Raw genomic sequence first — 12,796 nt, 5'->3', positions numbered from 1 at the left:
CACTTCCTTATTGTTCTAATATCATAATTTTCTTTTCTGTTTCAATCCAATCAATTTTTATACCTAAATATTCACAATATCTAATAGGAGTAAAACTTCTATAATTTCTTTGATATGGAGATACATCCATATATTCTTTTTTGCCATTCATAATCAAAACGTTATTATCTATTGTAAATATGATTGTTTTTTCACCTTTAGAAATAATAGCGGTTTTAGCCTGTTCATTCCATTTAACATCAAATCCCAATTCTTCCGAAATAAACCTCAATGGGACAAAAGTTCTATATTTTACCTGTTCTGGTTCAACATCTATTAATTTCTTTTCGCCATTTACAAAATAATGTTTTTCACCAATATTCATGGTAATATACTTTTTACCCCATTTTGGAAGAACAGGAATTCCCCAGCCAGTCTTAATATCTCTGCCAATATCTTCAATATCTAATGCACACATCTTAAAATATTTATAAATTTCTTCTTGTGATAAGTCTCCGTATCTTTCAATTAATAAATTTGCCATTCCGCAAGCCATAGGACAACTAAAAGATGTTCCATATTGATATCCCATGAAAAAAGAGAAGTCTATTGCTTCTCCTTGACTAAATCTATTTACAAATTCTATATTTCCATTACGATTAAATTGGCAAGCAGATATATAAATAGCCACATCTGAAGGAATAGAACCGTTAGCAATTTGGTCTGAATAATTTCCAGAAATATTAAACATCGTAAGATTATATTTCTTCTTTAAATCATTCAATAAATGACTTTCTTGGGTATCAGTTAACACATCGCCATGATTAGAACTTGTAATTGTCTTGATTTTGTATTTGTTAATAAATTCTTCAACTGTATGTTGTTTTTTTTGATATGTAACTAATGTTTCATAATTATCACTATTTACATTCCCACGTTCGCCACGAGATACATTGATAATATTGGCATTGGGAGATACGTCTAAAATTCTTTTTCTTGTTGATTGACCATGAGAAGAGCCACTGCTTTCACAATTCCAAACATTAACCCCTAATCCAGTGATTCCATGTTCTTGCCATTCTGTGATATTACAAAAGTCATTTTGTCTTTTTATTTGTCTTTCATTATCGTTCATATAAACACTTCTTTCTTTAAATTAAGTGTAAATTTTATGTTCTGTAATATACTGGTCAATTTCAGCTTTTAAATCCGGTCTTGCAGTAACCACATCTTCATAAATCTCTTTACTTTCTAAAATTCGTTTTGCCATAAATATTGCTCTAATATTCAAATCAAGCACCACCTTTTATTAATTCTGCAATAACATTTTCTAGCTCCATTATACGTTCTATATCAGTTGGCTGTGGCGTGATTACTGGTCTATCTGCTTCCATTTCTTCCGCTGTACGTTCAATTACCGCCCCGTCTATATATTTGTATTTAGGTACACCATATTCATCATATAATGATGGATTCGCTTTACCATCAACAAATAACCGAAACTGATATCCACCTTGCTCATTGATGCAAATATCTGTATCGCTAGGAACTTTAAAAGCATCGGAAAAACCATCTATGATACGGTTTTTATCATCAATAACAATGTAATGTTTATTATAAAATTGTTCCATATCTACACCTCACTTTATAAATTTGCATCAAAATCAATATAATTATTAGCTTCTGATTGGACTAAATGCCATACTTGTGAAGATGCTATTGTGTCTGTTGCAATTACAGCAAACTCTATATGAGTGGAATACGCTATACCACTCGAAGGGAAGGACGCAACAGGATTTGCAGCACTATTTACGCCATTGAAAAGTCGCCAACTTCCATAAGGTATTATAGTAGGGTTTGCTCTCATGGATACCGGTGTTATAACTGGAACAGATACCCTTTTATCCATACTTGAACTTATGTTACCACAAGCAAGACTTCTAGTATTTACTCTTAAAAAATATCTCTGACACTTACGTAATTCTTCGCCATAATCTTGTGGCGGGTCGTTGAGTATTGTTGAGACTGTGCCTTTTTCAAGTTTAACTCGCTGTATAATATGTTTTATGGTATCGTAAAAAAGAATTCTAGCTGCTTTCTTATCATAATAAGTAAGCACTGTAAGTCCTATATTTGTTCCAATTTGCGCACTCCATGTGCTTGCATCAAAAGTTACGGAATGCACAGCACCATCAATTATCGCAGAAAAAGTATACATTCCTTCTGTTGGTGGAAATTCAAGCATTTCAATAAATCCGCCATAACCTTCCGATACTTGTACCCCCAATCCGTTAGGTTCAAATGTATAGGTAGTATTGTTAGCTATATTTATATAACTTCTCCACCTGTCTATAAAATACATAGATGTTGGAGCAATCCACCCACTTGCTATGCCTTTTTGATTCACAATTACTTCCTCAATTCTAAAATCAGCATTATCTAACAGGTTCGGATTCCATAATTTACTGTGCACTTCGTTAGTCGCACCAACTACACTTGATTTGTCTGTTGTTTGCAGGGTGGTTAAATCGCCTATTTTATCATTTAATATTTTACCTTGTACTGCATCCAATGCACTTCCTGTGATTGTTTGGTTTAAATTATTAACAAGATTTATAATTTTAGCGATTTCATCGAAATATCTTTGAAGAGCTATAATTTCCTGTGATTGTTTATTATAAGATTTTGCATCAAATACTACATCTTTTAAACTAGGATTATTTTCTAATACAGTATATGCACCAACTAAGTTTCCACTATTTATATAACTATAATACTGCTGTATAGCTGGTAGCTCTTCCGTCTTTGGTTCACGCTTTTGCTTAATTACCGCCACACTCTCAGGAAATGTTGCTTCTGGTAAATCAGGATATTTTTCACTCAATTTTTCACTTCCTTTTCAAAAAAATAAAAAATCTATAAAATCATAACTGAAATTATAGATTTATATAAAAATAGCACTTTAATATAATAAAGTTGACGTTGAGATTTCAACGTTTTGAATGACATAAATTCGCATCAAACGTGTATTTGATATTAATTATCAGGATATAATTCTCTTATGTATTCTTTTGCAATTTGAATCAATCCTTGAAGTTTGTTGGCGATTTCAGTATTTCCTTCTGCTGAATAATCAAGCCACTTTTTATTTGCTTGGTCTACAGTGAGATTTTCATTCTCCCATAAAATCAATGGAGTATTATCTTCTTTTGAAATCATTGTCTCATAGGCTTGTTCACGTTGTTCTTGTGATGTAATAATTGGATGGGGGCTTTCAATCTCAATTATATCAACCAACTCTTCATTTTCTAAAACAAAATCATAATATGGATATAACCTCATTATTTTATTTGCCAATTCTGTACCATCTTCTACAACATATAAGGCTTCGTCTGTCCAGTCTTCGTTTGGTTTATCAGAACGAGTTTGATAACCTTTATTTCCAAATATAATCATATTAACCTCCTAAAAAACTGCAATATAATTAAATATAATATTATTAATATTAGTATCGGCTCTATAACTATAAGAGCCATCCATTTTATAATCATTGTACACTTCAAATCCATTGGTAACTATTTTGATTGCAGTTGGGTAATTCACTCCGAACATACATGGTGAATTAGTAGTCGCTAGTCCACCTACTATATGAAACTCACTACCAGAAGGATAAAACATTTTACCTTCATTGCTTACTACAAGCACAGCCTTTGGTGTGACTGAAAGATTTATCAATCTAGTGGTTGCACCATCTCCAGTATAAGACCCTGTAATCACTCTTGATTTTAAATCAGTAGTTATCTTTAACGTTTTTAAAATTTCATTCATGTTGTCAGTTTCATATAACGTTTGAACCTCAGATGATAATATAATATTTTCTGCTACGGGTAGAGAATTTATTTTTCCTCTAACACTAGAAGCTGATTCTTGATTTTCTATAGGTATATATGCCATAATCTAATTCCTCCTTTAATTTTTTACAACGAATGGATAATCTGGGTAAAATCTAACCATTTGTATTGTTTGTATCCCACTAGAAAAAGAACCACTTATATTCTTAATTATATATTGCTCTGTAGTTTTTAAAGAAGGGGAATACCATTCGATTTTTTTATTCACATCTAACCAAGGAATTGTTTTAATTGTAATTGTAATATCGCTATTTAATCGAGTCGATTTCCAATTCTCGTAATCTGAACGCATTATTGCCAATTCTTCAGAATAAATATTAGCATACTCATCATCAGATAAAACTTGTCTTTTTTCTCCAATTAAGTCAACTCCAAAAGGTGATAAACTGTTAAATATATAATGTATATTCTCACAATTTTCATTAATTTTATCTTGCATTATTTGCTCTGGTGTCAATGGATTGCAATATAATTTTGTAATACCATGTATTTGTGTTCTACCTAAAAATAAAAAACTCTTATCACGATATTCTACGACAACAGGCTTTCCGCTTTGTATAATACCATCTTTTATCGAATTTCCTTTATCGTCAATAATGGGATATGAGGCAAGTGAATTGATTTTAATTTGCTGATTTAAACCATTTGTAGTATCTGGTTTAAATCCATATCTGTCATATTTTTTTAATTCTGTTACTCCGTCAATTGATAAATTATATGTAGTTTCAGAAGATGTACAAATTTCTGTATAATAATCCGTATCTAACGACTGCCCCCAAATATCTGAAATGTTTTTTATTTTAGTTAAATCAATATTTAATTCTTCTGAATTATTTTCATCAATGACTAATTGTTTCATAGTTTCTGCGTCTATTATAACTTCATCAGATTCTAAAGTAGGAATTTTTTGTATTACAAACGTATCTTCGTCAAAAAACATTTCCCAACCTGAATATAAATCTATAAGTTCTTTTAATACTGTGTATGGATTTGTTCCAGTGGGGAATTTTAAATCATATGGTACTGTTTTGCCAATATCATCAATTCTAAATTTATTTAATCCAAGTTCTTTAGTTATAATAGAAATTTCAGCATCTCGAATATTAGTTCCGACCAATATTTCATTTTCTAAGCCTTTTAATTGACTGCCAATTAAACCAGTTGCTAAACCCATCATATCTACAATAGAAAGAGTCAGAACACAAGCGGAATTATTATATTTATATGAAGAGGTGGCAATTATATAGATTCCTGCTGGATAATAAACATACTCTTTTTGCCGTATATTATAAAATCCAACAGATAATTTAATATATTTATTTATCCATATTTTAGTTTTGCTGCCCAATATATACAAATCATCTTTAGCCAGTATGGTTAAATTTGCAGTACGTCTTATATCTGATTCTGCCGTTATTGAAAAACTATCATCTATCAATTCTCCATCTAATTTATCAATAGTTTTAAAATTCATATCTAATATTTCTGCTTTTATTTTTATTTTCATTATAGCTTGATGTAACATAAGAACATCCTCTTGCTTAATTTGATAACTCATATCACACCACCTAATTATTTATATAAATATCAATAAAATTATTTGCATATAATTCTTTTGCATTTTCACAATCGCCAATTTCATTCCAATTGAATGTAGTAATAATACCTTGCCAATGATTTGATTCATTTTCACTAATATCATCTACAATCATTATCATCCACATTCTTCCGTCATAATGCTTTAATATTTTTGGCTCTCCATTCAATGCAAATTCAACAAATCCACTTCGATATTCCCACTCACTATCAAATTTATATATACATTTGCTCTCATCTTTTTCAACGAAGGTTGCTGACATTGTACCTTTATAAAATCCTCCATCTCCTTTAGATAAAACAACAGGATATTTTTTATTCATCAATTTAAACGTAGACGAAGTATTTACTTTTATACAAGAAAATGACATGTTTAATTCCGTTTTAAACTTTTTATCTTTTTCAATAATAAAAACTTCATCAAATTCACTTAGAATACTATAGAAAATAATATCTCCTTCAATACCATTAATGACTGGAACATACCCATATTCATATTCAACACCAGAACGGGCATAGTCATCATAAAAAAATGTATTAAAATCTTCTACTTTTTTTATTTCTTTTTCAAATAAAGTAATCCATTTGAATTCACCTTTTTTACGTCTTTTTATTCTTATTTTTTCAACTTGCGAAACAGAATAATCCGTATTCCCTGCAACTAATGTATTATCAAAAGTTGCGTGTAATATTGTATTGAAATCCCATTCGGTAGGAATAGGGTCGTCTATATTGAAGGATGTATCTTTGGTAATATATACATCATCAAAAATACCATTTTTAATAACTAGGTTTGATACATTGCTTAAATTTAAAGGTGTTGAATCCATTGTATTAACACCAGAAGCAAAAGTTTGTCCTAATATAAACATAGATTAAGCACCTCCTGTAGTTATATTTTTTACTTTAAAATCACAAATGTTATTATCTATTTTTAAATATAATAAAAGAATATCAGTAGTATTAGGAATATCGATATAGTTTGTAATAGTTGTATAAGAAACAACACTATTAGCTATATCAAGTTGAAAATAAGCCTTTTCAATATCACTTCCTTCAAAAATACCTTTAAGATACTTAATAGATAAATGATATTTTTCTGTATCTGCTTCTGCAACTTCTGTAAAATATTGAAAATTGCTACCTTTAAAACAAATTACTGCATTATCATCAATTTTAAAACCTTCATTATATGTAATAGAAGGGGATAAACTTCCTAAAAAATTACCATTTTCATCATAATATTTTCTGTTTGTTTCAGTCCACTTTTTTGTATCATTATATATAGCATTATCATCCCATACATAATGAACATAATCTCTCGGAATTCCATCATCAGTTAAAAGCCAACTTAATTTAAATGGTGTTAAATCTATTTTGGAATTATCTATAAAAATAGGGTAGTCCATACTCGCCTTACCAGTAATTGGTCTAACATTCATACCTATTTCTACACGACCCTGTTCTCTAATGTTTTTTAAAGATAATAGTCCACTAATGCTTGGTTCTTGATAAGATACAGATACTGGTATTAAATTCGTAGATATGGATATCTTATTAACCGTTTCGCCGATTGCCTGAAAAAAATATTGACTATTATTTAAAAGCCCCTCTATTGTTGTTTTTAATGTAGATATATCGTATGAAATATCTGTTTTATATAGAATATTCTGAGCGTAATCATATAAGATAACTTGCCAAGAATTCAATTGCTCGTTTTCTAATTGAGAGTATAATAATTGAACTTCTATAGATGAATTTTTAATTATCTGATTGGGTGATATATTAGAAAATCCAAATATAGGAGTAGACAAACAATTAAATACAGCAGCAACACTTGGTGTACTTGCGACATCAACATTGTCATAAACAATTACAGATACATTATAAAATTTACCATTTACAAGAGTATTCTCAGGTATTGTATGTTCTAATTGAAATGTAATATTGGTGCTATTGTAAACAGTTGCATTTGTTATATTATCTTTAATTGTAATCGTATGTTTTACAACTTGATTACCAACATATATAAACTTTATACTATATGGCTTTGTGGCATCAAAAGGTATTATTGTTTGTATAATAGGCTGTCCCAAATTATCCCCTCCTTCCTAATATAAACATATCACGCCAATTATTGCATGGTATAGTAACCCATACGGGTTGGTTGACCGTATAGTTTGTATCAAATAAAGAGGGTAGAGAAGTATATACTCTACCCTGAATCTCCACATCACAAGTCGAATCTGAGTTTATTTGTTTTATGATGCCTCTGACAGTTTTATCATATTTATAAGAGGATTCATATTCTTTAATTACTTCAATGATTATATTGGATATTACTTTTATGGCTTGTTTATCATAATTCACATTAATCCCCCTTATCTGCGTTTATATAAATCTTGTAAAATCTGTTGTGGCAATTCATTAACAATAGCTTTAGATAATCCGCTGGTATCCTTAACCCCATACACGTTAATATCACCAATAGTAATTTTAGTTACTGTAGAAGAATTATTAGGAGTAATAGGCTTAGTTTTGTTAATAATACCACCGAATATTTCATTTACTAAATTTTTAGATTGATGGACTAAATCATACAATTTCTTAGCATCAGTAGAATTAAAAATAACTTCATTTTTGCTTGGTGAACCGTCCAATTGTGCGAAAGCAGTAAAATCTACAGTTCCACCTTCAGAATATTTCTTTTTCTTTAACTGGTCTTTAGCCCAAGTTTGCTGTCCAGAATTAGCTTTACTTCCATCAGGGTTTCTACCATTTGCAAGGTTAGTCAAATATTTCTTCTGATTATCAGAAGACGATTTACTGCCCGACGAACTATTTTTAGAACCACCAGAGGACGAACCTCTACCAGAATTAGAAATATTGCTTGTGCTAGTAGATGGATTTTTAGTTTGGTTATCAAGATTAGTTTGAGCGTCTGTAATATCACGCATTAATTTTAAATAATCATCACGAAAATCTGATAATTTATCTAATCTTTGCTTTAAGATATCAGCTTCAAAATCAGCAGTCCATAATTCACTTGCTTCAAGGCGTTTGGATTCAATTTCATAATCATCAACTACATTTTTCCATTCTTGGCGATATTCTTCCCACTTATCAATCTGCTCATTATAGCTTTCAATAATATCATCTATCGCACTAATTTCTTTATCAATTGCTATAATTTTTTCTTCAGCATAAAAATTATCTAATGCCTTATTAGCGTCTTTAATAGCACTCTGGTCTGCTTCCCAAACAAAACCTTCGTTGGTTTTAAAAACACGTTTGTTATTTTGGTCTTCAGCTCTTGCAAGATTGTATTGCAATTCCTGCAATTCAATCGCACGTTGACGTTCTTTATTTGCATCTTCGAGAGCCTTTTTTTCATCTTCTAATGCTTTTTTCTTTTCATTTTGGGCATCGATTAATTGATTGATATGTTTGATTTCATTATCTATCGTTTTATCAATCATATCTAATACTGCATCATAGTTTGACTTTTCTTTATTTAAATCATTTAGTGTATCTTGCCAATACTTTTTAATAGCTTCACATAAATTCTTTTCAAATTGGTCACGTTGTTCGACAAATGTTTTATGATTGATTAAACCTTTTTTATAATAATCATTTTCCATCCACTCAATTACACGTTTCCAAGATGCTATTTCGCTATCCGAACCCCAAGTATTATAATAATTTTTATTATCAATATATTTTTTAGCTAATTCAAGCTGTTCGTTATAAAGTGTTTCACCGCCCTTATATACCTCTTCTTCATATTGACGATATTGTTCTAAATATTTAGTTCTGCCTTTAAAATATTGATTGTTAAGGTAAGAAAGGGTAGAGTAATATTCTTTTACAGAAATTAAATCCATTTCACGATTATGTTTTAATTCTGCTAATTTCTTATTAAATTCTTCAAGCCATTTATCTTCACTTTTGCTTTTTCCCGATTTTGAACCGCCAGAAATAGTTTTTGTAGTTATATGTTCGACATCTTTTAAAGCTTGGTTACTTGAATCAACTAATTTTCTATAATTTAAATATTGGTCATAAAGAGACTTTTGCTCTTCATTCATTTCAACGCCACGAGAACTCCCTTGGAATTTACCCCCAAACATTGCTTTAATAAATTGGGCTTGTGTTGTTGCTTCATCAATAATAATTTTAGTACGGAATTTAGATTGATTTAAAGCTTCTAATGATTTCCTTTTTTCAGCTTCAATATAATCAATCGCTGTTTTCTTAGCAGTAGAAGACAGACTGTTTAATGCAGAACCCTCAATAATCCAACCATCTGTTGTTTGATGTATATATGGGATTAATTCAGAATATTTGTCTCTCAATTCTGACATTTCATCATAGCTTAATGAGACACCGTCAGACATTTTCTTTTGAGCTTCAGATATATCTTTAATTTTAGCGACATATTCATCTACTGTTGAATTAATATTTTTAATTCCTGCATCATAATCATACGAAGCACCAGAAGCATTTGCAAAATCAGTATAACTTTTAGCAATTAGCCTTAAAAATTCAGAAAGTAGGGGATTGGTCTTTTCATAAGATTGGGCTAAAGTCTCAATTTCTGTTACATTTGATTGAATACCTTTGTTGTAAGCTTCTACATCGCCATTTTTCTTAAATTGCTCCTGCAATTCTTCAAAAGCTTTTGTTGGAATTTTATCTTGAACGTCTTCAAATGAATTAGCCAATCCATAAACTTTGTCTTGAGCATCTTCAAATGATGTAACATTTTTAGCAATATCCTCAAGTGATAAATTAAATTCATCAATGTAATCAGAATTAATATTAGAACCAATATTATTATAAGAAGCATAAAGCGATAAAAATGATGCAAAATCTTTAGTGTAACTATCAGTTTTTTGAACCTGAATTTCTATTAATCCAATGGTTTCTCTTAATTTCTGTTGTGCTTTTTCATCTAAATTAAGTTGAGTTTTTGCCAATTCAATAATTGATTCTTTTTTATCTATAATATTTTGCAAAGATTTATCTGAGAGAATACCTTGTTTCTCGTTTAAATCAATTCCAAGATTATCAAGAGGTAAGTATCCCATTGTTTCATCTACTTGCAATTGATTCCTAATATCTCTTGTCAGATTTCTTTTAGCATTTGTTAAATCTCCAACACTACTTAAATTAGCCTTATAGCCTTTAAATATATCTTTTCCAGAAGCTAAATATTCTTTTGTTTTTAAATCATTTAGTTCTTTTTGATATTTGATAGCGTCTTGAATAGCAGTATTATTGTTGACAATTGCTTTGCCTTCTTCAGTATATCCTTTAATTAATTGAGGGGATATGCCAACAATTTGAGATACAATATCATGATATCTTTCATATTGTTCAGATGTTAATCCAACATTCTTACCATTTTCGTCTACGCCTTCAGAAAGGGTAGAGAACTCATCTTTTAATGATTTCAATGTTGATATATTTGATTTAGCACTATCCTTAGAGCTTGCATAAGCTTCTTTTAATTGAGTTGCGGTTTCAATAGCTTCTTTATTGGCATTGACGAGTTTCATAATTCCAGCGATTGCTAAATTAATTGCACCCATTATGGCAATCATAATACCCATATTAATAGCTGCTGCTTTTATAGTTTGTCCAATTAAAGCTGCCTGAGATGTAAATGCCATCTTGCTTAAACTTCTGTTATATCCTTCAACAGAAGCGGTTGCATCACCAAGATTTTTAATATATTTTTTAAAACCTTCATCTTTAATTTTTTTTAAAAATTTTTCTTGTGACATTGCCCCATTTACAACGGTTTTATTATAATCTGCAATATTTTTTGCCGCATCTTTAAATGGTGTTGTATCAAATTTTCTAGTAAAATCGCCAAATCCATAGCTCATCTTTTTTCCAGATAAACTATTTCCACTATCATCATCTATTAATTTTGCTACCGACTTGTTACTTCTTAGTGTTGACTAGATACTATTTTGAATATAATATGTATATATTAGAAAATTAGTTATAATATATACTAATATATTGATACGAGGTGATTATATGGATAATGATATTATATATATGTATATCTGTCCTAAATGTGGAAGTTTTGGCATTGGATTTACTAAAAATAAATGTGATAGATGTAACACCGATGTCATAAATACAAATATAAATTGGGACAACTATCTTAATCTATCAGATGAAGACCAAGATAAGATTGAATCTGAACTCTATGAAAAATATGTGTTCAATAATCCACTTTATAGCGAAACCGCTTTTAACCGAAGAATCCAATTAGAAGCCGAAGAAGATGCTGAATATGATAGGGAAGAGGAAGAACGAAAACACATTCCTCATTGTCCTATATGTGGTTCTGCAAATGTTCATAAAATTTCTCTAGGGAACAAAGTAGGGGCTGCTGCAATTTTTAATGTGTTTAGTATTGGACATATTAGCAAAACATTTAAGTGTAAGAATTGTGGTGCTAAATTTTAATAAAGAGCATAATAAAAGACCTTCGGTTAATTCCAAAGGTCTTTATAAATTATGTACAATATTGTTCAATAATCCGTTTAATCTCGTTGTTACTAGGAATATTTTTATCATCTTTCTTGTAATAAACTGTTAAAAGATATATCTCTAAATTATCTGTAACTGCATAATAAACCAATCTATATCCGTTTGATTTACCCATTTTGGTGTCTGAATTCGCAATTCTAACTTTATAAGTTTTATTATTAGCATCAACATCCTCTAATGGTGTACCAATAAATTCGCCTTGTTCTAGTTTTTCAATAATAAAATCTAAATCATCTTCAATATGAGCAAATTTTTTCTTGTAAAATTTAATATCATTTTTAAATTTTTTAGTAATTACTATTTCGTAACTCATTGATTATTTTCCTTCTGCTTCCTCATTTTTTAATTCAGCACGTAGTTCTTTCCAAGTTTTCTTAGGTAATTTACCTTCACGCATTAATTTTACTTCTTTACATGATTCAATTAGAGATTCACGAACTGTACAATATCTTTCAGCAATTTGCATATTAATCATATAGCTCACTCCATTCTTTAGTTTTTTTCTTCTAATTTCATACATAATACCACCTCATTATTGAGTCTAAACATATTGATACATATATATACTCAATTTAGATATTTATTATGTCGATACTAGATATCTAAATTGTTTTCTTTATTGTATCACTTTTGTGATATCCATTGCAATATAATTTTCAACAAATTACTACAAATATTAACACAATTACACATAATTTATTTGATAAATTTATATTTTATTTAAAAATAGTATTGAC

The 12,796-nt window shown here is 29.7% G+C and carries 14 protein-coding genes; 1 reads left to right on the top strand and 13 read right to left on the bottom strand.

What is annotated here, in order from left to right; genetic code table 11:
• Positions 1-7 precede the first annotated feature (7 nt).
• The 11 genes from I2490_RS09605 to I2490_RS09560 all read right to left on the bottom strand — a co-directional run bounded on the left by I2490_RS09605 (position 8) and on the right by I2490_RS09560 (position 11,380).
• Positions 8-1,114 carry a copper amine oxidase N-terminal domain-containing protein gene (locus I2490_RS09605; RefSeq protein ID WP_206459476.1) on the bottom strand — a complete coding sequence of 369 codons (1,107 nt, stop codon included), beginning with the start codon at positions 1,112-1,114 and terminating at the stop codon, positions 8-10.
• Positions 1,115-1,135: 21 nt separating this feature from the next.
• Positions 1,136-1,270, bottom strand: coding sequence for a hypothetical protein (locus I2490_RS16885; RefSeq protein ID WP_280634198.1), 135 nt, complete (start codon positions 1,268-1,270; stop codon positions 1,136-1,138).
• 1 nt (position 1,271) lies between these two features.
• Entirely contained in the window at positions 1,272-1,610 is a 339-nt protein-coding gene (locus I2490_RS09600) for a hypothetical protein (protein WP_206459475.1), read from the bottom strand.
• Between the two features lie 14 nt (positions 1,611-1,624).
• Positions 1,625-2,863 (bottom strand): hypothetical protein, encoded by a 1,239-nt coding sequence (locus I2490_RS09595; RefSeq protein ID WP_206459474.1) that lies wholly within the window; start codon positions 2,861-2,863, stop codon positions 1,625-1,627.
• 152 nt (positions 2,864-3,015) lie between these two features.
• A complete protein-coding gene (locus tag I2490_RS09590; protein WP_206459473.1) occupies positions 3,016-3,435 on the bottom strand; it encodes a hypothetical protein in 420 nt (139 codons plus the stop codon).
• Between the two features lie 9 nt (positions 3,436-3,444).
• Positions 3,445-3,933 (bottom strand): hypothetical protein, encoded by a 489-nt coding sequence (locus tag I2490_RS09585; RefSeq protein WP_206459472.1) that lies wholly within the window; start codon positions 3,931-3,933, stop codon positions 3,445-3,447.
• A 15-nt stretch (positions 3,934-3,948) separates the two neighbouring features.
• Positions 3,949-5,448 (bottom strand): DUF5048 domain-containing protein, encoded by a 1,500-nt coding sequence (locus I2490_RS09580; protein WP_206459471.1) that lies wholly within the window; start codon positions 5,446-5,448, stop codon positions 3,949-3,951.
• Between the two features lie 10 nt (positions 5,449-5,458).
• The gene (locus tag I2490_RS09575) at positions 5,459-6,358 is read right to left on the bottom strand and encodes a hypothetical protein (RefSeq protein ID WP_206459470.1); all 900 of its coding nucleotides are present in this window, start codon (positions 6,356-6,358) and stop codon (positions 5,459-5,461) included.
• Between the two features lie 3 nt (positions 6,359-6,361).
• A complete protein-coding gene (locus I2490_RS09570) occupies positions 6,362-7,582 on the bottom strand; it encodes a hypothetical protein (RefSeq protein WP_206459469.1) in 1,221 nt (406 codons plus the stop codon).
• A 1-nt stretch (position 7,583) separates the two neighbouring features.
• Positions 7,584-7,856, bottom strand: a complete 273-nt coding sequence (locus I2490_RS09565; RefSeq protein WP_206459468.1) for a hypothetical protein — start codon at positions 7,854-7,856, stop codon at positions 7,584-7,586.
• 11 nt (positions 7,857-7,867) lie between these two features.
• Positions 7,868-11,380: a hypothetical protein gene (locus I2490_RS09560; RefSeq protein ID WP_206459467.1), complete on the bottom strand. Its 3,513-nt coding sequence runs from the start codon at positions 11,378-11,380 to the stop codon at positions 7,868-7,870.
• A 157-nt stretch (positions 11,381-11,537) separates the two neighbouring features.
• Here I2490_RS09560 and I2490_RS09555 point away from each other — a divergent pair, with 157 nt between their 5' ends.
• Positions 11,538-11,975 carry a hypothetical protein gene (locus tag I2490_RS09555; RefSeq protein ID WP_206459466.1) on the top strand — a complete coding sequence of 146 codons (438 nt, stop codon included), beginning with the start codon at positions 11,538-11,540 and terminating at the stop codon, positions 11,973-11,975.
• A gap of 49 nt (positions 11,976-12,024) precedes the next feature.
• Here the strand turns inward: I2490_RS09555 and I2490_RS09550 are convergent, their stop codons facing one another.
• Both I2490_RS09550 and I2490_RS09545 read right to left on the bottom strand, forming a co-directional pair.
• Positions 12,025-12,372, bottom strand: coding sequence for a hypothetical protein (locus tag I2490_RS09550; RefSeq protein ID WP_206459465.1), 348 nt, complete (start codon positions 12,370-12,372; stop codon positions 12,025-12,027).
• Between the two features lie 3 nt (positions 12,373-12,375).
• Complete coding sequence (locus I2490_RS09545; protein WP_206459464.1) at positions 12,376-12,579, bottom strand: hypothetical protein; 204 nt, start codon at positions 12,577-12,579, stop codon at positions 12,376-12,378.
• Between the last annotated feature and the right edge of the window lie 217 nt (positions 12,580-12,796).

The sequence above is a fragment of the Anaerovorax sp. IOR16 genome, assembly GCF_017168145.1.
GTDB lineage: Bacteria > Bacillota > Clostridia > Peptostreptococcales > Anaerovoracaceae > IOR16.
This window is presented reverse-complemented; position numbering and strand designations above follow the sequence as displayed.